This window comes from Chelonobacter oris, assembly GCF_000772535.1.
Lineage (GTDB): Bacteria > Pseudomonadota > Gammaproteobacteria > Enterobacterales > Pasteurellaceae > Chelonobacter > Chelonobacter oris.
Map to the genome: position 1 here is coordinate 98,185 of NZ_JSUM01000014.1, position 25,047 is coordinate 123,231.

Sequence of the window (25,047 nt, forward strand, 5' to 3'; positions counted from 1 at the left end):
TGATTGTAGTTATCAGCGGAAAATAGTAAAGTAAACAGTTGCGAATACATCCATCTTCAAATCTTAAAAGGTAAAAATTATTATGGGGAAAAGTGTTGTTATCCTAGGCGCCCAATGGGGGGACGAAGGTAAAGGTAAAATTGTTGACCTGTTAACCGATCGCGTGAAATACGTGGTGCGTTATCAAGGCGGTCATAATGCCGGTCATACCTTGATCATTAATGGTGAGAAAACCGTTTTGCGTCTGATTCCGTCAGGTATTCTGCGCGATAATGTCACCTGCTTGATCGGCAACGGCGTCGTACTTTCCCCTGCTGCTTTGTTACAGGAAATGGGCGAACTGGAAAATCGCGGCGTTAATGTGCGTGAACGTCTGCTAATTTCCGAAGCCTGTCCGTTAATTTTGCCTTACCATGTTGCCATGGATCACGCCCGTGAAGCCGCGCTGGGTAAAAAAGCCATCGGCACCACCGGCCGTGGTATCGGTCCGGCTTATGAAGACAAAGTCGCTCGTCGCGGCTTGCGTGTCGGCGATCTGTTCAACCGAGAAACCTTTGCCGAAAAACTGAAAAATATTCTGGAATACTACAATTTCCAACTGGTCAACTACTACAAAGTGGAAGCGGTCGACTATCAAAAAACCTTAGATGATATTTTTGCCGTCGCCGATATCATCACGGCGATGGTTGCCGATATCCCGACAATTTTAGATAAAGCCCGCCAAAACGGCGACAATATTCTGTTTGAAGGCGCACAAGGCACCATGTTGGATATCGACCACGGCACTTATCCTTATGTCACCAGCTCCAACACCACTGCCGGCGGTGTGGCGACCGGCGCCGGTTACGGCCCGCGCCACCTTGACTATGTACTGGGCATCATCAAAGCCTATTGCACGCGTGTCGGCGGCGGTCCGTTCACAACGGAACTGTTCGACGACATCGGGGCGGAAATTGCCAAAAAAGGCAACGAATTCGGTGCCGTCACCGGTCGCCCTCGTCGTTGCGGCTGGTTTGATGCGGTTGCGGTGCGCCGTGCCGTTCAGCTAAATTCCATTTCCGGCTTCTGTATGACCAAACTGGACGTTTTAGATGGTTTCGATGAGTTAAAAATCTGTGTTGCCTACAAAATGCCGGACGGTTCAATTATCGAATATGCCCCAAGTGCGGCTGAAAATTGGGAAAATGTCGAACCGATTTACGAAACCTTGCCGGGCTGGTCGGAAAACACCTTTGGCGTGACCGATGTAAACCAACTGCCACAAACCGCACGCGACTACATTAAACGTATTGAAGAAGTGACCGGTGTTCCGGTCGATATTCTTTCTACCGGCCCCGATCGGGTTGAAACCATGATTTTGCGTGATCCGTTTGCTTAAAATTAATCTCGCTTAAAATTAGAAATCCCTTGTATTTTAAATGCAAGGGATTTTTATTTTATTACAGCTGCTTAAATTAAACTTTCAACTCAATCTTCCAGCCCCAAAATCTGGTTCACTTCGCTTTTATACAGAACCGCTTTAGCACCGAAAATCGCTTGTACGCCGCCGCCGACTTCGAGTACGTCTATCGCACCGATTTTCTTCAACGCCTGTTTATCGACTTTTTTCACATCTTTTAATGCCACCCGCAAACGAGTGATGCAGGCATCAACGTGTTCGATATTCTCTTTGTCGCCAAGTGCGGTGATGATTTTTACCGCATTTTCATGCAGATTACCTTGCGCGGTAACCGCACTTTCCGTTTCCTGCGTTCGGCTTTCATCGTCCCTTCCCGGTGTCATCACATTGAATTTCACGATTAAAAAACGGAAGGTGAAGTAATACAACATCGCCCAAGGAATACCGACTAACACCACACGAATCCAGTTGGTTTTAACATCGCCCTGCAAAATACCGAACAGCAGGAAATCAATAAATCCGCCGGAAAAGGTGTTACCAATGGAAATATTGAGGATATCGGCAATATAGAACGACACGCCGTCAAAAAACGCATGGATAACATATAACCAAGGTGCCACAAACAAGAACATGAATTCAATCGGTTCGGTAATACCGGTTAAAAATGACGTCAGGGCAACGCCTAAAAATAAGCCGCCGAATAATTTACGCTGCGCCTTCGGTACGCAGTGGTACATCGCCAAACACGCCGCCGGCAACCCGAACATCATGGTGTCAAACCGTCCTGCAAAGAAGCGTGTTCCTTCGGTAAACAGACCTTGATGATTCGGATCGGCCAATTGGGCGAAAAAGATTTTTTGTGCACCGACAACCGCACTTCCAGCCACCTGCTCCACACCGCCCAGCTCGGTATACCAAAACAGCGGGTAGATCATATGGTGTAAGCCGATTGCACCGGACAAGCGCATCAAAAAGCCGTAGAAGAAAGTGCCGATCGCGCCCATTTCGGCAATGCTTTCGCCGGCACTGACCAGCCGGCCTTGAAATGTCGGCCAGACCAGAAAGAAGAATACACCGACAAAAATCGCAGCAAATGCGGTAACAATCGGTACGAAACGCGAACCGCCAAAAAAACCGAGCATTTGCGGCAGTTGGATATTGTGATAACGGTTATGCAAGCCGACGGCTATCAGCCCCATGACCAACGCACCGATAACACCGGTGTCGATACCGCTTGCATCCGGCGTAAAAATGCTGAGCAATGCACTGATCGTACCTGCCATAATCAAATAACCGACCACCGCCGCTAACGCCGCCGTGCCTTTATCCCGATTAGCCAGCCCGATACCCAAGCCTATACACAATAATAGTGCCAAATTGGCAAACACTACCGTTCCGGCAGCCGCCATCACTTGAAAAATACTTTGCAATAAGTCATTATTCAAGATCGGATAAGCCAAGACCGTGGTCTGATTGGACAATGCACCACCAATCCCAAGCAGCAAACCTGCCGCCGGTAAAATCGCAATCGGCAACATAAATGCTTTACCGATTTTTTGTAACGTTTTAAACATCATGTTCTCCTTTAATACGGAACAAAGTAAAACAAAAAGATGAACCCCGCAGCACAGGGCTCATCTTTCATATTAACGACTTAGCAAATATCTGCAAGTGCGGTCAATTACAAGTATTTTGCTTTTAACTCTTTGGCCACGGCAATTTGTGCTTCGGTCAATTCTTTCGTCATCGGTTCACGGCAGTAGCCGGCGTCCACGCCCTCAAGTTTCAGCAACTCTTTGATGGTCAAATACAGACCGTTACCTAAAATACCTTCGATCAAATCATTGGTCACATGCTGAATTTCCAATGCTTCCTGAATTTGTCCGGCCTGTGCCTTTTCAAAGATTTGACGGGCACGAATACCGTTGACGTTAAAGGTGCTGCCGATAGCGCCGTCCACACCCAATACGGCGGCAGGCAGCATCATTTCATCGAAACCTGCCCAGATTAAGTGGTTTGGATAGGCTTTTTTCAGGCGTTCCAACAGATAGAAATCGCCGGCAGTAAATTTCACACCGATGATTTTTTCATTTTCATACAGTTCGCCGAATTGCGCCACACCGATATTGACACCGGTCAGGAACGGGATCGAGTAGACGATCATGCGATTGCCGGTGGCTTCGATAATGGTATTATAGAAGTGTTTAATTTCCGGGAAGCTGAATTTGTAGTAGAACGGCGTCACGGCGGATAAACAATCATAACCCAATTCAGTGGCATATTTTCCCAACTCTACCGCTTCTTTCAGATTGACGCTGCCGACTTGGGCAATCAAGGCGATTTCATCTTTTGCTTCGTCTTTGGCAATGCGGAAAATCTCTTTTTTCTCTTCGGTAGACAACATAAAGTTTTCACCGGTGCTGCCGCCGACATACAAACCGTCAACCTTCATTTTATCAATATTGTGGCGAACGATTTGGCGCAACCCTTTTTCATTCACCGTGCCGTCCGCATTGAATGAAACCAATAATGCGCTAAAAATACCGTTTAAATTTTTCATGAAATCTCCTGTGAATAGATTATTTAATTCGTTGTTCAAGAATAACGTTTAGTGTTTTTTGTTTTTTGTTCATTGAATTGTCGGGCTCTGCCTGTACCAGCAAAGCGTAGATCAAATCCATAACAAATAACTGGGAAATCTTGGTTCCGATCGAATCGCCCTGCAACTGCCCTTGCCGATTGCCGTTGATCAATACATAATCCGCCACTTCGGTAATCGGCGAGCGCAAATTATGGGTGATTGCAATCGTTTTGGCACCGTTCGATTTAGCAATTTTCAACGCTTGTGCGGTTTCAACCGAATATCCGGAATGGCTGATGCCGATGACAATATCGTCTTTGTTCATCAACGATGCCTGCATATACATAAAATGGTTATTGGTCAGGGCGTCAACCTGTAAGCCGATTCGCAAAAATTTATGTTTGGCATCTTCTGCCGTCAGCCCCGAAGAGCCGACACCAAAGACAAAAATACGCTTTGACTGACGAATGGCGGTCACCACTCTTTCCAACTCGTCAAAATCGAGTAAATTGATGGTTTCGGTTAACACGTTACTGAGTGCCGCCTGCATTTTGAATGCGATTTCGCTCGGGCCGTCTCCACGTGCAATATCCGTATCCAGCAACGAGCCGTTCTCTTTATTCTGGGTTGCCAACTCAATCGCCAAATCCAGTTTAAAATCGGTATACCCCTTGAACCCCAGCGTACGGCAGAAACGAATAAATGTCGCTTCGCCGACATCCAGTTTCTCCGCCACTTCGGATAACGAACACTGATTCAGTAAATCCGGCGAGGTCAGAATAGCCGAAGCAATCCGCTTTTCCGTTTTGGTCAGGCTGCTTTGCAGCGCCCCTATGGTATCTAAAATTTTTCCACCCTGATTCATAGCCTATGCTCCTTTCAAATGGTTTACAGCAAAGTATATGGGATTTTAACCACCAGTTTCTTCACCGTGCCCGATTTTCCGTCGATATTGCACCCCGGTTTATGCGCTTCATAAGGAAAGAATACGGCAAACATGCCCGGTTTCAACACCACACTGTTTTTATCTTTGATTTGCTGTGCGCTCAGCTGATAATCATCTTCTTCCTGATAATCTTCATAAGCACTCAAATCCGGATTGCCGACACCGTATTCAATCAGCTCCGAACCTGAAATCAATAACTGTACGTCCAGATAGCGATGATGCAGCTCAGCCTTTTTACTGTCGGCTTCCGCTGTCTCAAACTCCATGACATTCATAAAAATATCCGCTGTAATATCATGTCGCCCCAACGTCAATGCCGCTAAATCCTGTCTATTCAAATAGTCGCAAATTTCTGCAATCACACTCGGTAAGCCGAAATTCACATTGTCTTTGTTCAAATCTGCCAAAATCATTATTTCTCTTCCTTATAGGTCGTTAAACTGTCCTGCATCCACAGTGCGGCGCCGAGTAAGCCGGCATCCTGCCCGCAAATTGCCGGCACCACATCAGCCTGATAAAAGTGCGGTAATTGTTGCAGATATTGCCGCACCAGCGGTAAATACCCCTCTGCCAGCCCGACACTGCCGCCAAGCACCACCCGTTGAATATCATTGCCAATCACCAAATCCGCAATCAAACCGGTAAGTGCATGGGCTGAGCGTTGTATCAGCGCCACGGCTTCCGGCACGCCTTGGCGAAAACGCGCGAACACTTCTTTCGGCTCACACGGATTCGCCCATTGTGCCGCTGCGGCTTCGATTGCCCGTCCCGACGCAATCGCTTCCACACAACCACGCCGCCCGCAACCGCACATCGGCCCGTTTGGATCCGCCAGCGTATGCCCGATATGTCCTGCAACGCCATTCGGCCCGATTTGGAGTTGTCTATTCAAAATAATACCACCTCCGACTCCGGTTGAAACGGTGATAAACGCAAAATTTACGCTTTTTTCACCCGAAACACGATATTCCGCATACGCCGCCGCCTGCACGTCATTCAATAAACCCACCGGACAGGCAGTGTATTTGGCAATCGTATCCAGTAGCGGAAATTCAGCCAACCCCCCCAGATTTTTCGGGTTAAGTGCGGTCAGAACACCATTATTGATGATTCCGGTGGAGGCAACGGCGACGGCATCAAACTTGCCGTCATACTGTTGCATAATTTCTGCCAGAACAGTCGCCATGCGTGTTGCGGCTTCTGCTTGCGGTGTTTTAATCTGCTGACGCTGCGTGATTATTTGATCGGTTACTAAGGCACTGGCAATTTTTGTACCGCCGATATCTATCGCCAAACAACATTTCATGCTTGCCTAACCTCTGTTATTTTACCGCTTTAATTTCATTGACAAACCAACCCACGATATGCTCCAGACGTGTCAATGCCGAACCGACCGTCACCGAATACGCACCGTTTTTAATCGCCAACGCCGCCAGTTCCGGCGTATTGTAGCGCCCTTCCGCCATCACTCGGCAGCCCGCCGCCTTCAAATCCTGTACCAATTTGACATCCGGCTCCGACGGCACTTCCCCGCCGGTGTAACCGGACATAGTGCTGCCGATTAAATCAACGCCTAAATTCCGGCAATACATGCCTTCTTCAAAATTGGCGCAATCCGCCATGGATAAGCAACCCATTGCGTTAATTTGGGCAACCAACGCATCACGTGTTTCAGGACGAATTCTGTCCGTGCCGTCAAAGGCAATAATATCGGCGCCGGCTGCGGCAAGCGCTTCGACATCATGCAAAAACGGGGTAATCCGCACCGGACTGTCCGCCAGATCACGTTTTACAATCCCGATAATCGGCACTTTCACTTTGCTGCGAGTCGCTTTTACGTTTTCAATCCCTTCAATTCGTAATCCGGCAGCCCCGCCAATCACCGAGGCTTGTGCCATAGCAGCCACAATTTCCGGTGAATCCATAGGGCCGTCATCTACCGGTTGGCAGGAGGCAATTAATCCCCCCTCCAGCATGGCCAATATTTGTTCTTTTGTAAGTTTTGACATTTTGACTCCATCTACGGAAAATTTAACGAATATAAACTTCACAAAGCATAGAGTAATACTTCATATCAAACAGAACAAGTAAAATCATTGCAAAATGCGATCCAAGTCATAATTTCACCGCCAGAAAAGCGTTATGTACTCAGATAGAAAAATAAAACGGCATTCGACCGCACTTTTCATCGGAAAAGCCTTATAATCATCATCGGTTTTCAGGCTCACATCGGGAATAATATGAATAAAAAATCGATTTACATCGCTTATACAGGCGGAACCATCGGAATGAAACCCTCCAAACACGGCTATGTGCCGCAGCCGGGGTTTATGAGTAGTTACCTGTCTTCTCTGCCTGAATTACAACGTCCGGAAATACCGCACTTTACCGTCCATGAATACCCCGACCTGATCGACTCCGCCAATATGACCCCCGATCACTGGCAGCAAATTGCCGATGACATCAAAAAACACTATAACCATTACGATGCCTTTATCATTTTGCACGGCACCGATACGATGGCTTACACCGCCTCCGCGCTCTCTTTTATGTTTGAGAATCTAACCAAACCGGTGATCATCACCGGCTCGCAAATCCCGATTTCCGGCTTGCGTTCCGACGGATTGAGCAATTTATTGAATTCGCTTTATCTGGCGGCAAATTATCCGATTAGTGAAGTTACCCTGTTTTTCAACAACAAATTATTACGCGGTAACCGCAGCACAAAAAGCCATGCAGACGGTTTCGATGCATTTTCATCACCCAACTATCCGGCTCTGATTGAGGCCGGCATCACGATTTCAGTCAATCACTCGGCACTCGATCTCGTGCCGCGCGGCGAATTTAAATTACGTCATATCACCCCGCAGCCGATCGGTATTGTCATGCTCTATCCCGGTATTTCGCCCGATGTCATTCGCAATGTTTTACAACAGCCGGTCAATGGCTTGATTCTGCTGACATTTGGTATCGGCAACGCCCCCAGCACGCCCGAAATCCTGTCATTACTGCAACAGGCTTACGATGATAATATTATTGTGCTGAATCTGACCCAATGCTATGCCGGTAAAGTCAACATGGAAAGCTATGCCACCGGCAATGCTCTGGCAAATGTCGGCGTGATCAGCGGCTATGATATGACGGTGGAAACGGCGCTGGCAAAACTGCACTATTTGCTTAGTCAGGATTTGGAGATTCATGCCGTTCGCCATTATTTGCGGCAAAATTTACGGGGAGAACTCACACTTTGATCAATCCGACGGTACTCAAGTGCGGTTTGGCATTGACTTCTGACCGCACTTTGCTAGTATGCTTGCGCTGAACTGCTTATTCCATTTTATTATTTAAAATAATATAAAAAAATATTACAGGAAATTTATGGACGCTATACATACTTTATTTAATACGATTGATACGCTCACTTGGGGCTGGGCATTAATTCCGATGCTGATTATTTTCGGTCTGTTTTTCACCGTTGTCAGCGGTTTCGCCCAATTCAAATATTTTCGGCGCATGTTTAAATTCCTGCGCACCGGTGATACGCCAAACAGTCCGAAAGCCATCAGCGGGCGTCAAGCACTGTTCGTTTCCATCGGCGGTCGTGTCGGCGGCGGTAATATTGCCGGTGTTGCAGTGGCGATTTCTATTGGCGGTCCCGGTGCGGTCTTCTGGATGTGGGTTGTGGCATTGGTCGGCATGATGACCAGTATCGTCGAATGTACCTTGGCGCAGCTCTATAAACACAAAACCGCAGACGGTCACTTTCGGGGCGGCTCCGCGCGTTTTATTCTGCATGGTTTGGGGGAAAAATACCGCTGGATGGCGGTTGCCTATTCCATTTGTTTGATGCTGTCTTTTTCCATCGGCTTTAACGCCTTCCAAGGCAATACTGTTGCCGGCGCCGTTCTCGACAGCCTAAACATCGAGCGGATGTGGACGGGAATTGCCCTGGCTATTATCGGCGGTATCATCATTTTCGGCGGTATCACCCGCATTTCGAAAGTCTCGGATATCATTATCCCGATTATGGCATTTGTTTATATCTTTATGGCATTAGCCGTTATTGTGCTGAATATCGCCGAAATTCCGGCCTTAATCGTTACTATCGTTAAAAATGCGTTCGGCATTGATTCCGTCGTCGGCGGCGGTATGGGGATAGCCATCGCACAAGGTATGCGCCGCGGCTTATTTTCCAATGAAGCCGGCTTAGGCTCGGTTCCCAATGTTGCCGCCACCGCTCACGTCAGCCACCCTGTCAGCCAAGGCATTGCGCAGTCGTTATCGGTTTTTATCGACACCATCATTATCTGTAGCTGTACCGCCTTTATTATTTTGCTGGGCAATGTGTATGAGCCGGGTGCGGCGATTGACGGCGTTGTTCTAACCCAACAGTCTTTGGTCAGCCACTTCGGTGAATGGGCGAAATATTTACTCACATTCTCCATTCTCTTGTTTTCGTTCAGTACCATTATTTACAACTACTATTTAGGCGAAAATGCACTGAGCTTTTTATTCTATGGCAAAAAAGAGCAATTCCCGATTCTGCTGCTGCGCTGTATCGTGATTGTGGTGCTGTTCCTCGGCGCCACCGCCCCCGGTGCGACGGCAGTCTTCTTCTTCTCCGATCCGCTAATGGGAATTCTGGCGCTACTCAACCTGCTGGCTTTGATTATGCTGTTTCCACAGGTTATGCGCTTATTGAACGATTATCGCCAACAATTGAAACAGGGCGTTGAAGAACCTGTTTTCAACCCTGATCAGTTCACTGACTTGGATATTGACCGCGAAGCCTGGAAAGTGCAGAAGCAGAAATAACCCGTTAACCTTAACACGATAAAAGTGCGGTGTGAGATTCTTTCATACCGCACTTTTTTATTCGGCACTTAAAAACCGTCAACCGTTTTGGGAATAGCGGATACAAAAAAGCCTCTTTGTCATCAAAGAGGCTTTTAACCGTTTTAGTTATTCAAACTAAAACTATTTTTTCTTTTTGGCTTTGGCATTCGGCAAATCGGTGATTGTGCCTTCAAACACTTCCGCCGCTAAGCCGACCGATTCATGCAATGTCGGGTGAGCGTGGATAGTTAATGCCAAATCTTCCGCATCACACCCCATTTCGATTGCCAAGCCGATTTCGCCCAACAGCTCACCGCCGTTAGTGCCGACAATCGCCCCGCCGATAACACGGTGGGAATCTTTATCGAAAATCAGTTTGGTCATGCCGTCGGCACAATCGGACGCAATCGCACGACCTGACGCCGCCCAAGGGAATGTCGCCACTTCATAATTGATACCTTCGGCTTTACATTCTTTCTCGGTTTTGCCCACCCAAGCCACTTCCGGCTCGGTATAAGCGATTGACGGGATAACTTTCGGATCGAAGTAATGTTTTTTACCGGCGATCACTTCTGCCGCAACATGGCCTTCGTGTACCCCTTTATGCGCCAACATCGGTTGACCGACCACATCGCCGATAGCGAAAATATGATCCACATTGGTGCGCATTTGTTTGTCGGTCGGAATAAAACCGCGTTCATCAACATGGACACCGGCAACGCCGGCATCGATCAGTTTGCCGTTCGGTGTACGACCGATGGCAACCAATACCGCATCATAACGGCGGGTTTCATTGGCGGCTTTGCCTTCCATTGAAACATAGATACCGTCTTTTTTCGCTTCTACTGCCGTCACCTTAGTTTCCAACAACAAATTAAATTTGCTGCTGATACGTTTGGTATAAATTTTGACAATATCTTTATCCGCCGCCGGAATTACTTGATCAAACATTTCCACCACATCGATTTTGGAGCCCAGTGCATGGTAAACCGTACCCATTTCCAAGCCGATGATACCGCCACCCATGATCAACAGATTCTCAGGTACGCTTTTCAGCTCCAGAGCATCGGTTGAATCCCAGATACGCGGATCGTCATGCGGAATAAACGGCAACTGGATCGGACGGGAACCGGCCGCAATAATTGCGTGTTCAAATTTGATGGTAACATCTCCCTCTTCACCGGCAACGATGATCGAATTAGCACCGGAAAATTTACCGTAGCCATTGACGACCTGTACTTTGCGCATTTTCGCCATGCCGGCCAAACCGCCGGTCAACTGGTTGATCACTTTTTCTTTCCAGCCGCGAATTTTCTCGACATCGGTACTCGGCTCGCCAAACACAATACCATGTTCCGCCAACGCTTTGGCTTCTTCAATCACTTTGGCGACATGCAATAACGCTTTGGACGGAATACAGCCGACATTCAAACAAACACCGCCCAGCGTAGAATAACGTTCTACAATCACCGTATCCAAGCCCAAATCGGCACAACGGAATGCGGCGGAATACCCCGCCGGACCGGCGCCCAACACCACAACCTGTGTTTTAATCTCTTTACTCATGATAACCTCTTTTATTTGGTTTAGTGCAACCGCACTTTACACGAATTCAACGGCGTCTCTTGATGGAACAAGAGACGCAGGCAATGCTTACATGACCAAACGACGCAAATCGGACAGCACACCGTTAATAAAGGTGATGAATCTCGCCCCGTCGGCACCGTCAATCACGCGGTGATCGTAAGATAGCGACAACGGCAACATCAAACGCGGAGTGAAATCTTTTCCGTTCCAAACCGGTGTCGTTTCAGATTTAGACACTCCCAAGATTGCCACTTCCGGCGCATTAACGATTGGCGTGAAATGCGTGCCGCCGATGCCGCCCAAGCTTGAAATAGTGAAACAACCGCCTTGCATATCCGAAGCCGTCAGTTTGCCGGCGCGTGCTTTTTTAGAGATTTCGGCAAGTTCACGTGATAATTCAATGATGCCTTTCTTGTTGACATCACGGAACACCGGCACGACCAAGCCGTTAGGCGTATCCACCGCCACACCGATATTGATATATTTTTTCAGCGTCAGGCGTTGTGCGTCTTCAGAGATTGAGCTGTTGAAGCGTGGATAAGCTTCCAACGCTTTGGCAGCGGCTTTCATGATAAACACTAACGGTGTGATTTTCACATCCAGTTTTTGTTTTTCCGCCAACACATTTTGTTCTTTGCGGAACGCTTCCAAATCGGTGATATCGGCTTTATCCCATTGGGTTACGTGTGGAATCATGACCCAGTTGCGGTGTAGATTTGCGCCTGAAATTTTTTGGATACGACCCAATTCCACTTCTTCCACTTCACCGAATTTACTGAAGTCCACTTTCGGCCACGGCAGTAAGCCTAAACCGGAACCTGCCGGTGCGGCCCCCGCTGTTGCCGGAACGGAACCGGATTCAACCAGTTGAATTGCATTCTTGACATAAGCCTGAACGTCTTCTTTCAGAATACGCCCTTTACGTCCCGTACCTTTGACTTTATCCAGATTGACACCGAACTCCCGTGCCAGACGGCGTACAACCGGCGTTGCATGTGCAAATACCGCACTTGCCGTCACCTCTTGCTGTGAGCTTGCCGCCTGTGCCGGTGCGGCGGCTTCTGTTTTAGCCGGAGCTGCCGCTGCTTGAGTTTGTGCCGGTGCGGATTCTGCCGCTGCCGCACCTGCGACTTCAAAACGCATGATTAACGAGCCGGTCGACACTTTATCGCCCGCTTTCACCAAGATTTCTTTCAATACGCCGCCAAACGGTGCGGGCACTTCCATAGAAGCTTTATCGCCTTCAACCGTAATCAAGGATTGCTCTTCAACAATGTTGTCGCCGACACTCACCATAATTTCGGTGACATTCACTTCATCGCCGCCGATATCCGGCACATTGACATCGACAATCGATGGCGACGCACCGGCGGTCGGCGCAGATGCCGAAGCTTCCGCCGTTGTAGTCGCTGCTTCGCCGCCGTTCGCCGTTTCAAAACGCATAATCAACGAGCCGGTCGACACTTTATCACCGACCGCAACTAAAATTTCTTTTACCACACCGGCAAACGGTGCCGGCACTTCCATTGAGGCTTTATCGCCTTCAACGGTCAGCAACGACTGCTCTTCGCTAACACTGTCCCCGACTTTCACCATAATTTCCGTCACGTTGACTTCATCACCGCCGATATCCGGCACGGTAACATCAACAACCGCACTTACGGCCGGCGCGGAAGTTTGAGCCGGCGCAGCTTCCGCTTTTGCAGTCTCAGGTGCGGTCTCAGCACCTTCAAAAACCATCATTGGCGAGCCGGTCGACACTTTATCACCGACTTTAACCAAAATTTCTTTCACCACACCTTTTTCCGGTGACGGTACTTCCATAGAAGCCTTGTCGCCTTCCACGTTAATCAAGCTTTGTTCCACTTCAACGCTGTCGCCAACGTTTACCATAATTTCGGTAACTGTCACTTCATCGCTACCGATATCCGGTACTTGAATTTGTTTAGACATGATATTTCCTTCTCTAATGACAATTAAGCATACAACGGATTGATTTTGTCTGCGTCAATGCCGTATTTTTTGATGGCATCCGCAACCACTTTCATCTCAACCACACCTTGTTTCGCCAACTCGGTCAAAGCGGCAACCACGACATAATGTGCATTCACTTCAAAGTGTTCACGCAAATTCTCACGGCTGTCGGAACGACCGAAGCCGTCAGTACCTAATACGCGGTAGCTTTGTGCCGGAATGAACGGACGCACTTGCTCTGCAAACAGTTTCATGTAATCGGTCGCAGCAATAGCCGGCGCATCATTCATGACTTGGGCAATATACGGTAAACGCGCTTTCTCCGTCGGGTGCAATAAATTCCAACGGTCTGCATCCGCCCCTTCGCGAGCGACTTCGGTAAATGAGGTAACACTGTATACGTCGGATGTAACCCCGTATTCGTCCGCCAACAATTTCGCCGCCTCACGGACATAACGCAGAATAGCGCCTGAGCCCATTAACTGCACTTTGCCTTTGCCCTGACCGGTAACGGTTTCAAATTTATAAATCCCTTTACGGATTCCTTCTTCCGCCCCTTTCGGCATCGCCGGTTGGTCGTAAGTTTCGTTCAAGGTGGTAATGTAGTAATACACATTCTCTTGTTGCGGCCCATACATACGGCGCACCCCGTCCTGCATAATCACGGCAACTTCATAAGCAAATGCAGGGTCATAAGAGATACAGTTCGGAATGGTCAACGATTGAATGTGACTGTGGCCGTCTTCATGCTGCAACCCTTCCCCGTTCAGTGTGGTACGCCCCGAAGTTCCGCCGATCATAAAGCCGCGCGCTTGCTGATCGCCTGCCGCCCACATTAAATCGCCGACACGCTGGAAACCGAACATCGAGTAGTAAACAAAAAACGGAATCATCGGCATATTGTTAGTACTGTAAGAGGTTGCCGCTGCCAACCAAGACGACGTCGCCCCCAGTTCGTTGATACCTTCCTGCAATACCTGTCCGTCAATCGCTTCACGGTAGTAAGCAACCTGCTCCCTATCTTGCGGCGTATAGTTTTGACCGTGCGGATTGTAGATCCCGATTTGGCGGAATAACCCTTCCATGCCGAAAGTACGTGCTTCGTCGGCAATAATCGGCACAATGTGTTTGCCGACGGATTTGTTTTTCAACAAAACGTTCAATGAACGCACAAATGCCATCGTGGTTGAAATCGGACGCGCCTGTGCTTCGAACAATTGTGCAAACTCTTCCAGCTCCGGCACTTGCAGATCAACCGTAAAGCGCGGTGAGCGTTTCGGCAGATAACCGTTCAAGGCTTGGCGCTGTTGATGCAGGTATTTATGCTCTTCCGAACCTTCTTCAAATTTGATATACGGTAGTTTTTCCACATCTTCATCGCTTAATTCGATAGAGAACTGGTCACGCACATGGCGTACGCCGGACATATCCATTTTCTTCACTTGGTGGGCAATATTTTTGCCTTCCGCCGCTTCTCCCATGCCGTAACCTTTAATGGTTTTCACCAACATCACGACCGGTTTGTCTTGTACCTTTTTCGCTTTATTGAATGCCGCGAACACTTTAATCGGATCATGACCGCCACGGTTCAACGCCCAGATTTCGTCATCCGTCATATCGGCAACCAGCGCTTCGGTTTCAGGATAGCGACCGAAGAAGTGTTTACGCACATAAGCGCCGTCTTTCGATTTGAAGGTCTGATAATCGCCGTCCACGACTTCCATCATCAATTGTAACAATTTGCCTGATGTATCGCGTTGCAACAGACGATCCCAACGGCGTCCCCAGATAACCTTGATTACTTCCCAACCTGCGCCGGTAAACAAGCCTTCCAGTTCCTGAATAATTTTACCGTTACCGGTGACCGGACCGTCCAAACGCTGTAAGTTACAGTTAATGACGAACACCAGATTGTCCAAATGCTCACGTGCCGCAAAAGAGATTGCTCCGCGAGATTCCACTTCGTCCATCTCGCCGTCGCCCAAGAAAGCGTATACGGTTTGATCCGCCGTGTCTTTCAACCCGCGATGATGCAGATATTTCAGGAAACGTGCCTGATAAATGGCATTAATCGGTCCTAAGCCCATAGAAACGGTCGGGAACTGCCAGAATTCCGGCATTAATTTCGGATGAGGATAAGAAGAAAGGCCTTTGCCGTGTACTTCCTGACGGAAATTGTCCAGTTGCTCTTCCGTTAAGCGTCCTTCCAAGAATGCTCGAGAGTAGATTCCCGGCGAAATGTGACCTTGGAAAAATACTAAATCGCCGCCGTTTTTCTCGGTTGCCGCTTTAAAGAAATGGTTAAAACAAACTTCATAAATGGTTGCTGAAGACTGGAAAGACGCCATATGACCGCCCAGTTCCAAATCTTTCTTGGAAGCCCGCAATACCATCATCATCGCATTCCAGCGAATCGCACCGCGAATACGTCTTTCCAAATCCAAATTGCCCGGATAATTCGGCTCTTCACTGGTCGGAATGGTATTGACATATTCGGTATTGATGCCGCTTGGCAGAGAAACGCTGTTGGCTCTGGCGCGTTGCATGATTTGTTCGATAATAAATTGGGCACGCTCAACCCCTTCTTCACGGATTACAGAATCGATTGCCATCAGCCAATCATTTGTTTCAACTGCATCCACGTCATGTTTAACCGTTTCGGACATGGTAATTTCCTTTTTGTTGATTAAAAAACATCTGGAACCGGTATCTCACTACCGAATCCTCCAGCTCCCAAGTAAGTCATTAAAAAAGAAAGGCATTTCAAACTTACTCTAGTTTCTTTAAGAATTTGTAATAAAAATGCTAAAAATTATCTTATCTAATATAGCTCAAAATCAGACAAATATTAATCCTTTCCGTTAAAATATCTCTCGATCCTTCAACTTTTTTGATAAAAATGTTAATTTTTTCATATTCTAACACCGCACTTTATACGCTGAAGCACAAGACCGTTGCTGAAAGATAGCCTTTTTATCGCAAATTCTATACAATCGGCACAATTTTTTGTGTTCCGCTGACGACAAACGCATTGTTGAGTCGGCTATATTTTTTTGAAATGTTGAGAAATGAGATGAGCAACACCCCTAATATTGGTTTTTTAAGCCTTGGCTGTCCTAAGAATCTGGTTGATTCGGAACGTATTCTGACTGAATTACGCAGCGACGGCTATAACATTGTCCCCAGCTATGACAACGCGGATTTAGTCATTGTCAACACCTGCGGCTTTATCGACAGTGCGGTACAAGAATCGTTGGAAGCTATCGGCGAAGCGCTGGCGGAAAACGGCAAAGTAATCGTCACCGGTTGCCTTGGCGCCAAAGAAGATCAAATTCGAGAAGTCCACCCGAAAGTGCTGGAAGTGAGCGGACCGCACAGCTATGAAGCCGTGTTACGCCAAGTACACAAATATGTCCCGAAACCGGAGTACAATCCGTTTTTACATCTGGTCCCGAAACAAGGGGTGAAACTGACACCGAAACATTACGCCTACCTGAAAATCTCGGAAGGCTGCGACCATCGCTGCACGTTTTGCATTATTCCGTCAATGCGCGGCGATCTGGACAGCCGCCCGATAGGCAGTGTATTAGACGAAGCCAAGCGTCTGGCGGATGCCGGTGTGAAAGAGCTATTGGTGGTGTCGCAAGACACCTCAGCCTATACCTTGGACAAAACTAAAAAAGACAAAAACAACATTGCCTTTTGGAACGGAATGCCGATCAAAAATGATCTGCTTTCCCTCTGTGAACAATTGTCGCGTTTAGGCATCTGGGTGCGCCTGCACTATGTGTATCCGTATCCGCACGTCGACAAGCTGATTCCGTTAATGGCGGAAGGCAAAATTCTGCCGTATCTGGACATTCCGTTGCAGCACGCCAGCCCGAAAATTCTGAAAGCGATGAAACGCCCCGGCGCAATCGACCGCACTTTGGAACGGATCAAAAACTGGCGTGAGATCTGTCCTGAATTAACATTGCGATCCACCTTTATTGTCGGCTTTCCGGGGGAAACCGAAGAAGATTTCCAATTGTTGCTGGACTTTCTACAACAAGCCCAACTCGATCGTGTCGGTTGTTTCAAATTCAGCCCGGTAGACGGTGCGCCGGCAACAGAAATAACGGAACAAGTCCCCGAAGCCGTGAAAGAAGAGCGGTTCCACCGCTTTATGCAGTTGCAACAACAAATTTCAGCGCAACGATTGCAACAAAAAATCGGCAAAACGTTGGCGGTTATCATTGATGAGATCGATGCCGACGGTATTATCGGTCGCTCCATGGCGGACGCACCGGAAATCGATGGTGTGGTCTATCTGGAAAATCCGCAGCAAAGTGCGGTCAAAGTCGGCGATATCGTTCGGGCGACTATTCGTCATGCGGACGAATACGATTTGTGGGGAGACATTGTCGCCTAACCCAAACCGCACTTTGGATTTAAAACCAACAAAAAACGGCAGCCGATTACGGGCTGCCGTTGTTATTCGGCCAAGCATTACTCTTCTAAAACGACTTTGCCGATATAGCCCAAATTACGGTACTGCTGGGCATAATCAATCCCAAAGCCGACGACAAACTCATCAGGAATGGCAAAACCGACCCAGTCGACCGGCACATCGACTTCACGGCGAGAAGGCTTATCTAATAACGTACAAATCGTCAATGATGCCGGTTCCCGCAACAACAGGATTTGACGGACTTTGTCCAGGGTATAGCCGGTGTCGATAATATCCTCCACAATCAGCACGTGCTTGTCTTTGATATCACCGTCCAAATCTTTGGAAATTTTGACATCGTGGTTGGAATACATACCTGTACCGTAACTGGTCGTCGTCATAAAATCCAGTTCGGTCGGAAGATCAATTGCACGCACCAAATCCGCCATAAACATAAACGAACCTTTCAGCAAACCGACTACAACCATTTTGTCGGCATTCTGATGTTGATAAAAACGGGTGATTTCAGCGCCCAGCTCCTGCACGCGAGAGGCAATTTCAGCGGTTGGAATCAGGGTTTCAACGTGATGTTTTTTCATTAAAGCTACCTTTGTCTAGTCAATTTCGCTGGGCGCTATCATAGCATAGTAACGCGCCGCTAAACCAGAATCAGCATTTCCGTCTGCGTATTTATTCTGTCTTTCAGCAAAAACAAAGGCTGGAGCAAGCTCCAGCCAGTGACCCTAACGAATTTACTTTTTACTCTACATCTGCTCGACTGCTATCACAATCTTTGCGGACTTTTTGTTACACCCTGTGTAACTGGCATTCATCATAACAGCTTAAGCTAAGTTGTCAATGATAATTATTCTTATTTGATAAAAATAATTTAATTGCCTGAAATTTTCATGTCGTCCAGCAGAATCGATCCGGTCTGAATATTAGAACGATGCTCCACATCGTCCGCCGTCGCCACCAGATTCGCCAACATGGTTTGCAGTTGTCCGGCAATGGTGATTTCATGTACCGGATACTGAATTTCGCCGTTTTCCACCCAGAAGCCGGAGGCGCCGCGCGAATAATCCCCGGTTACCAGACTGACACCCTGCCCCATTAAATCGGTGACCAGCAGACCGGTTCCCATCTGTTTTAAAAGTGCGTCCAACCCGCCTTTGCTGTTCGGTTTCACCAGCCAGTTATGAATACCGCCGGCATGTCCGGTACTGCGCATACCCAACTTTTTGGCGCTGTAACTGGTGAGTAAGTAAGTTTGCAAAATACCCTGTTCGACAATATTACGCGACTCGGTACGCACACCCTCACTGTCAAACGGCGAGGAAGCCAGCCCGGCAAGCAAGTGCGGTCGTTCACTGATTTCGAACCAAGACGGCAAAATTCGCTCGCCCAGCTTATCCAGTAAAAAGCTGGATTTACGATAAATACTGCTGCCGCTTGCTGCGCCGACCAAATGCCCGATTAAGCCGGCGGCAACATCATTATGAAAAATCACCGGCGCCATTCGAGTGGTCAATTTTTGTGCCGATAATCGCGACACAGTTTTTTGCGCACACTGTTCACCAACCCATTGCGGCGATGCCAAGTCCTGAAAGCGGCGTGAAATAGTGTATTCATAGTCCCGTTCCATTTGTTGTTCCGCCGCCGCAATCACGCTGCATGACAAAGAGTAACGACTGGAAAGATAGCTGTTCAATACACCGCGCTTATCGCCATAGGTATTCCCGTAAACCCGAATTCCGTAATGCGCGTTAAAACCGGCGCCCTCGCTGTTAACAATACGGGAATCGCTTTCTAACGCCTGTTTTTCCGCCTGCACCGCCAACTGTACCGCACTTTCCACCGCAATCTCATGCGGGTGATAAAGATCCAGATCAGGCGGTGAAACGGCCAGTAAATTCTCATCAGGCAAGCCGTTATACTCATCTTCCGACGTATATTTGGCAATGCTTAAAGCCGCCTCGACCGCACTTTGCACCGCTGGCGGTGATAAATCGGAGGTCGATGCATTACCCTTCCGCTGCCCTAAATAAACCGAAATACCCAACGCCCCGTCATTATTGAATTCAATATTTTCAATTTGTTGCAAACGGGTAGAAACCGACAAGCCCGAACTTTTTGTCGCCCCGACTTGGGCTTGCGCACCGGCACGCTGCGCCAATGTCAACGCCAATTCCGCCGCCGCCAATAAATCATGCTGTTGTGATCGCAATAAATCCTGTTTATGTTGTTTCATATCTTGTTCCGTCTCTGTTTTTGAGCGCTATTCTATCCTATTTTGTCGCCTTTTTCCCAATTCTCTGTTAGCGTAAAATTCAGCATTGCCATACGCAAAACCGGCCGGCAAAATTCCCCGCCCCGTTTCACAAAAATTTATGCTATGATGAGCCACTTTATGCTTTAGCAATAAGCGATATTAACCAAGAGCCATACCATGAAGAAAGAGCAAGAAACCGATTTTTTAGACCACGACGAACAACAAGACGAGATTATCTGGGTCAGTAAAAGCGAAATTAAACGTGATGCCGAAGCACTGAAAAAATTCGGCGCTAAACTGGTGGCGCTGACACCGGCGAATCTGGAAAAAATTCCGTTGGACGAAAAACTGGCTGATGCTATTGCTTTGGCACAACGTTCGCAGCGCGGTGCTTTGCGCCGTCAATTGCAATATATCGGCAAACTGCTGCGCAATACCGAAGTTGAACCGTTGCAAGAAGCGCTGGATAAACTGGAAAACAAGCATAATCAGCAACAAGCGGTCTTTCACCGTTTGGAGCAGCTGCGCGATCGTTTACTGGAGAGCGGCAATAACGACACGTTATCACAGCTGATTGCCCAATATCCCGAGCTGGATATTCAACATCTGCGCAATTTGATTCGCGGCGTACAAAAAGAGCGGGCAGAACAAAAACCACCTAAATTTTACCGTGAAATTTTCCAATATTTGAAAACATTGGAAATCGGCGAATAACCTGACGGAATACCGACAAAAACCAACAATAAATCTCAATTATTAGCATAGGTCAGCATTTACTCAACTTGCGTAATCGCATAAAATTCAGCGCGTTATTTTAAGACTAAAATACTGCAAATGAATAATTCGATTAGATTTCCATCCGCAAAAACCATGTTTCCGCTTGCCGGAAAAAAATTAACCAAAGCGGCGCTGATCCGCACACGCTATTATTTGCGTTACGCGCTCAGTGCCCGCTATTGCAACGGTTTTGTGAATTTCCTGAATGCCCATTCTTTATGGAAATCACTTTTTTATCAAAACCCTTACCGTTTCAACAGCATTCTGTATCGCTTTTGCGACAAGCGCTTTAGCCCGAAACAGCGGCTGACCGCACTTTGTTATAATTTTATATTTGCCGAACAGTCTGTCGGCGTTTCATTGTGCCGAAAACTGGTCAATGAAGAGTCGGTATTACTTACCGCACTCGGCGATGAAGTCTCTGCCTATCTCAATATCAACAAAATCGATCCGCTGGAAGGTTTTTTTTCAATCAGTTTACGCAATCAGCATCAGCAGCGTTTATATGATCTGTCGTTTTCATTTCTGCCTCGACGCCGCTTGTTGATCACGTCCATTCAGGGACCGAAAGGCCAAGAGGCGCAAGAACAAGTACGCCGCCTCACCAAACAGCTACACGGAGTGCGTCCGGCTTATATGTTGCTCACCATGATAAAAATGATCTGTCAGGCACTGAATTGCAGCTTGTTGGGAATAAAACACAAAAACCAGGCAAAATACCGCTGGAACGATCATTCGCGTCTATTGTTCAATTATGATGAATTTTGGGCTGAAAATGGTGCGATACTCAATCCGAAAACACAGTATTGGCAATTGACGACCGCCATTGAACGTCGTGATCTCAATGAAATACAAAGTAAAAAACGCAGCATGTACCGTAAACGTTACGACATGTTTGATCAGTTGCAATATGCGGTCAATGCACTATTCACGCCGGGAAGGCGCTGACCGCACTTGGCACTCAGCGAATTTCCCGACGCCCCAAAAACGAGTGCGAGAGCGTTGTTCCGTCAACATTCTCCAGTTCACCACCGACCGGAATGCCGTGCGCAATCCGCGTCACATGAACCCCGAATTGCCGACACAGCTCGGCAATATAGTTGGCCGTTGCATCGCCCTCTACGGTAGGATTGGTAGCCAGAATCACTTCCTCAAACGCATCTTGCTGTAATCGTTGTTGCAACAAATCCAATCCGATATCGCGCGGGCCAATGCCGTCTAGCGGCGAAAGATGTCCCATCAACACAAAATACCGGCCGGAATATTGCCCCGTCAGCTCCAATGCCTGAATATCCGACGGCATTTCAACCACACACAATTGCTTGTTTTGCTGGCGGCGGGGATTTTTACAAATAGCGCAAGATTCTTCTTCGGTAAACGTTCGACATTGACTGCAATGCCCGATTTTACTCATTGCTTCCTGTAAAGCCTGCGCCAAATTGATGCCGCCGCTCCGATTGCGCTGCAATAGATGATAAGCCATGCGCTGCGCCGATTTCGGCCCTACGCCGGGCAGGCAGCGCAACGCTTCCATCAAGTGTTCCAGTAACGGGCTGATTTGCATAAATGATCCTTAACAAACAAAACCGCACTTGAAAGTGCGGTCGATTTTACGCTGAACGGCGATTAAAACGGCATTTTAAAGCCCGGCGGTAATTGCATACCGGAAGTAACGGAAGCCATTTTCTCTTTTTGTAGCTCTTCCGCACGGCGCACCGCATCATTGAATGCAGCGGCAACCAAATCTTCCAGCATGTCTTTGTCGTCTTCCAGTAAAGACGGATCAATTTCAACTCGGCGGCAATTATGCGCCCCGTTGACCGTCACTTTCACCAAACCGGCACCGGATTCGCCGGTCACTTCCAATTTGGCAACCTCTTCCTGCATCTTCTGCATCCGCTCTTGCATTTGCTGGGCTTGCTTCATCAAATTACCCAAACCACCTTTTCCAAACATAATTTACTCTCTTTTTGTCGGATTGTTTTTGAGGCGTCATTTTACCTTAAATTTATAAACCAGAAAAGAAAGCATATGTGCAACTAGCCGATGATAGTTTTATTCTTTCACCATCACAGGCAAAAAAAATTAGATAAAAACCAAAAAACAATGCATTATTTTTAATAAAAATAATTACAACCGCTTTTTTATTAAGAAAAATTTCATTCATTTCGTTTTTATGATAAAAATTTAAACATGCTCCCGAAAGAGCGTGGAAATTGGACAGGGTTCAATCAAGTAGTTTTAAGTGTATAGGTGTTATTATGTCACAAGCTAAAAAAGGATTATTTTCTTTTTATTTTCAATCAAATTTATTAATCAGAATTTTAATCGGATTAATTTTAGGGGCGATTTTCGGGATTGTGTTCCAAAACGCCACCGAAATGATCGCTTTTTTAACGCCGTTTGGCGATTTATTTATCCGTTTGCTCAAAATGATTATGATCCCGGTTATCGCCTGTACTCTAATTGTCGGCGCAAGCACCATCTCCCCTGCCCATTTAGGCAGAGTAGGCAGCAAAGTCATCGTCTATTATATGCTTACTTCACTCTTTGCGATTATCATCGGTCTGGCGGTAGGGGTGGTTTTGAACCCGGGATTGGGGCTTGAATTGACCGCCAACCAAAGCACAACCATAAAAGAAACCGTTGCGCCAAGCCTGTTATCGATTTTACTCGATATTATTCCGACAAATCCGATGAACTCATTCTCGGAGGGCAAAATCTTACAGATTATTTGCTTCTGCCTGTTTTTCGGGATCGCCTTAGCGTTCGGACGCGACAGCAATGATGAAAAGATCCAATCGGCTTCAGACACCGTCTACCATTTCTTTGAAGGTGCCAGCCATGCCATGTTCAAGGTAGTCGGTTGGGTCATGCAGTATGCACCTATCGGGGTTTTTGCCTTGATTTTCATTGTTTTTTCCCAAAACGGGGCGGCTGCTTTCGGCTCTCTTGCCAATGTCACATTCAGCGTTTACGTCGGATTAGTTTTACAAGTCGTTTTAGTCTATTGCGGTATCTGTTTACTGTTACGCCTGAGTCCGATAACTTTCCTTAAAAAAGTCAGAGCGCCGATGATTACCGCCTTTGTAACCCGCTCTTCAGGCGCCACGCTCCCGGTTTCCATTGAAACCGCAGAAAAGCAAATGGGCGTGCCAAAAAGTATTTACAGTTTCGGTCTGCCGGTCGGTTCAACCATCAATATGGACGGAACCACAATCTATTTGGGTGTCTGTGCGATCTTTATTGCCAATGCCGTCGGCGTGCCGCTGGATTTCAGTCAACAGCTCACCATTGTCTTGACCGCTGTTTTGGCTTCCATCGGAACGGCCGGCGTACCGGGCGCGGGCGCAATTATGCTATTGATGGTGCTTGAATCGGTCGGGCTGAAAGTCGAAGCCGGTAGTATGGTTGCCGTCGCTTACGGTATGATTTTAGGCATTGATGCCCTGCTCGATATGGGGCGTACCTCAATGAACGTTGTTGGTGACGTTATGGGCGTTGTCGCTGTCGCCAAAAGTGAAAACGAACTGGACGAAGAGGTTTGGAACAGCTAAATGAAGCGCCTTGGCATTATGGGGGGGATGGGGCCGCTTGCCACCCTTGACTTATATCAGAAAATAGTCGCAATGACGGCGGCTCAAAAGGATCAGGATCATATCCCGGTCATCATCGACAGCTATCCGCAAATCGAGGATCGCACGGCTTATATTTTAGGGCATGGAAATACACCGCGGCCGAAAATGCTGGAAAGTGCGGTTCGTTTACGAAATGCGGGCGCACAAGCACTGCTCATCGCCTGCAATACAGCCCATTATTTTGCCGATGACATCGAAAAATACGTGAATTTACCGGTCATTCATATTGCTAAAGTCAGTATCGAAGCCATAAAACAACGTTACCCCGATGCACAAAATATTGCGGTGATCGCCACCGACGGCACGCAAAAATCAGGCATTTACAGCACGCTTTTAAAGCAAGACGGCTTCAATTGCGTTGAATTGAGTGAGCAGCAACAAAAAAAGGTGATGGCCTGCATTTATGACGGTGCTAAAGCCGGAAATGTGGAGGGTTATCAGGCACTGTTTAATCACGTGATTGAACAGCTCGATGCCGATATCTTTATTGCAGCCTGTACCGAAATCCCGTTATTTTTGCCGAAATTGGAAAAGGCGACGCTATTCCTCGATGCGACATCCGAATTGGCGGCTCAGGGGATAAAATTCGCATGCTCATAACGCCGACG

Annotated in this window: 21 protein-coding genes; 8 read left to right on the top strand and 13 right to left on the bottom strand. The window is 47.5% G+C overall.

What is annotated here, in order from left to right:
- Positions 1-82: 82 nt before the first annotated feature.
- Positions 83-1,378: an adenylosuccinate synthase gene (gene purA, locus OA57_RS09195; protein WP_034616715.1), complete on the top strand. Its 1,296-nt coding sequence runs from the start codon at positions 83-85 to the stop codon at positions 1,376-1,378.
- 89 nt (positions 1,379-1,467) lie between these two features.
- On the opposite strand, the gene OA57_RS09200 is transcribed toward purA, so the two are convergent.
- The 6 genes from OA57_RS09200 to OA57_RS09225 form a co-directional block, all read right to left on the bottom strand.
- A complete protein-coding gene (locus tag OA57_RS09200) occupies positions 1,468-2,973 on the bottom strand; it encodes a PTS transporter subunit EIIC (RefSeq protein WP_034616717.1) in 1,506 nt (501 codons plus the stop codon).
- 107 nt (positions 2,974-3,080) lie between these two features.
- Entirely contained in the window at positions 3,081-3,959 is an 879-nt protein-coding gene (gene nanA, locus OA57_RS09205; RefSeq protein WP_034616720.1) for an N-acetylneuraminate lyase, read from the bottom strand.
- A gap of 19 nt (positions 3,960-3,978) precedes the next feature.
- Positions 3,979-4,845 (bottom strand): MurR/RpiR family transcriptional regulator, encoded by an 867-nt coding sequence (locus OA57_RS09210; protein ID WP_034616723.1) that lies wholly within the window; start codon positions 4,843-4,845, stop codon positions 3,979-3,981.
- Positions 4,846-4,868: 23 nt separating this feature from the next.
- Positions 4,869-5,339: an N-acetylneuraminate anomerase gene (gene nanQ / locus OA57_RS09215; protein ID WP_034616726.1), complete on the bottom strand. Its 471-nt coding sequence runs from the start codon at positions 5,337-5,339 to the stop codon at positions 4,869-4,871.
- Positions 5,339-6,232 carry an N-acetylmannosamine kinase gene (locus OA57_RS09220; protein WP_034616729.1) on the bottom strand — a complete coding sequence of 298 codons (894 nt, stop codon included), beginning with the start codon at positions 6,230-6,232 and terminating at the stop codon, positions 5,339-5,341. The genes nanQ and OA57_RS09220 overlap by 1 nt, the downstream gene beginning before the upstream one ends.
- A gap of 16 nt (positions 6,233-6,248) precedes the next feature.
- Positions 6,249-6,935 (bottom strand): N-acetylmannosamine-6-phosphate 2-epimerase, encoded by a 687-nt coding sequence (locus tag OA57_RS09225; RefSeq protein WP_034616732.1) that lies wholly within the window; start codon positions 6,933-6,935, stop codon positions 6,249-6,251.
- Between the two features lie 231 nt (positions 6,936-7,166).
- On the opposite strand from OA57_RS09225, the gene ansA reads away from it, so the two are divergent.
- Positions 7,167-8,177 carry an asparaginase gene (ansA, locus tag OA57_RS09230; RefSeq protein ID WP_034616734.1) on the top strand — a complete coding sequence of 337 codons (1,011 nt, stop codon included), beginning with the start codon at positions 7,167-7,169 and terminating at the stop codon, positions 8,175-8,177.
- Between the two features lie 127 nt (positions 8,178-8,304).
- On the top strand, positions 8,305-9,741 hold the full coding sequence (locus OA57_RS09235; RefSeq protein WP_034616737.1) for an alanine/glycine:cation symporter family protein: 1,437 nt from the start codon (positions 8,305-8,307) through the stop codon (positions 9,739-9,741).
- Between the two features lie 162 nt (positions 9,742-9,903).
- Here the strand turns inward: OA57_RS09235 and lpdA are convergent, their stop codons facing one another.
- From lpdA to aceE, 3 genes are all read right to left on the bottom strand, one after another.
- The gene (gene lpdA, locus OA57_RS09240) at positions 9,904-11,328 is read right to left on the bottom strand and encodes a dihydrolipoyl dehydrogenase (protein WP_034616739.1); all 1,425 of its coding nucleotides are present in this window, start codon (positions 11,326-11,328) and stop codon (positions 9,904-9,906) included.
- An 87-nt stretch (positions 11,329-11,415) separates the two neighbouring features.
- Positions 11,416-13,302: a pyruvate dehydrogenase complex dihydrolipoyllysine-residue acetyltransferase gene (gene aceF / locus OA57_RS09245; protein WP_034616741.1), complete on the bottom strand. Its 1,887-nt coding sequence runs from the start codon at positions 13,300-13,302 to the stop codon at positions 11,416-11,418.
- Between the two features lie 23 nt (positions 13,303-13,325).
- Positions 13,326-15,989 carry a pyruvate dehydrogenase (acetyl-transferring), homodimeric type gene (aceE, locus tag OA57_RS09250; protein ID WP_034616744.1) on the bottom strand — a complete coding sequence of 888 codons (2,664 nt, stop codon included), beginning with the start codon at positions 15,987-15,989 and terminating at the stop codon, positions 13,326-13,328.
- A gap of 407 nt (positions 15,990-16,396) precedes the next feature.
- On the opposite strand from aceE, the gene rimO reads away from it, so the two are divergent.
- Positions 16,397-17,734, top strand: coding sequence for a 30S ribosomal protein S12 methylthiotransferase RimO (gene rimO / locus OA57_RS09255; protein WP_034616746.1), 1,338 nt, complete (start codon positions 16,397-16,399; stop codon positions 17,732-17,734).
- Between the two features lie 77 nt (positions 17,735-17,811).
- On the opposite strand, the gene hpt is transcribed toward rimO, so the two are convergent.
- Both hpt and pmbA read right to left on the bottom strand, forming a co-directional pair.
- A complete protein-coding gene (gene hpt / locus OA57_RS09260; RefSeq protein WP_034616748.1) occupies positions 17,812-18,351 on the bottom strand; it encodes a hypoxanthine phosphoribosyltransferase in 540 nt (179 codons plus the stop codon).
- Between the two features lie 290 nt (positions 18,352-18,641).
- Complete coding sequence (gene pmbA / locus OA57_RS09265; protein WP_034616751.1) at positions 18,642-20,003, bottom strand: metalloprotease PmbA; 1,362 nt, start codon at positions 20,001-20,003, stop codon at positions 18,642-18,644.
- Between the two features lie 198 nt (positions 20,004-20,201).
- Here pmbA and yjgA point away from each other — a divergent pair, with 198 nt between their 5' ends.
- Together yjgA and OA57_RS09275 are read left to right on the top strand one after the other, a co-directional pair.
- Entirely contained in the window at positions 20,202-20,738 is a 537-nt protein-coding gene (gene yjgA / locus OA57_RS09270) for a ribosome biogenesis factor YjgA (RefSeq protein WP_034616753.1), read from the top strand.
- Positions 20,739-20,894: 156 nt separating this feature from the next.
- Positions 20,895-21,749 carry a VirK/YbjX family protein gene (locus OA57_RS09275; protein WP_152596744.1) on the top strand — a complete coding sequence of 285 codons (855 nt, stop codon included), beginning with the start codon at positions 20,895-20,897 and terminating at the stop codon, positions 21,747-21,749.
- 13 nt (positions 21,750-21,762) lie between these two features.
- Here OA57_RS09275 and recR read toward each other — a convergent pair whose 3' ends face one another.
- A complete protein-coding gene (recR, locus tag OA57_RS09280; RefSeq protein ID WP_034616758.1) occupies positions 21,763-22,365 on the bottom strand; it encodes a recombination mediator RecR in 603 nt (200 codons plus the stop codon).
- A gap of 62 nt (positions 22,366-22,427) precedes the next feature.
- Complete coding sequence (locus OA57_RS09285; RefSeq protein WP_034616760.1) at positions 22,428-22,757, bottom strand: YbaB/EbfC family nucleoid-associated protein; 330 nt, start codon at positions 22,755-22,757, stop codon at positions 22,428-22,430.
- Positions 22,758-23,062: 305 nt separating this feature from the next.
- Here OA57_RS09285 and OA57_RS09290 point away from each other — a divergent pair, with 305 nt between their 5' ends.
- Both OA57_RS09290 and cuyB read left to right on the top strand, forming a co-directional pair.
- Positions 23,063-24,358 (top strand): dicarboxylate/amino acid:cation symporter, encoded by a 1,296-nt coding sequence (locus tag OA57_RS09290; protein WP_034616763.1) that lies wholly within the window; start codon positions 23,063-23,065, stop codon positions 24,356-24,358.
- On the top strand, positions 24,359-25,039 hold the full coding sequence (gene cuyB / locus OA57_RS09295; RefSeq protein ID WP_034616766.1) for a cysteate racemase: 681 nt from the start codon (positions 24,359-24,361) through the stop codon (positions 25,037-25,039).
- Positions 25,040-25,047 lie beyond the last annotated feature (8 nt).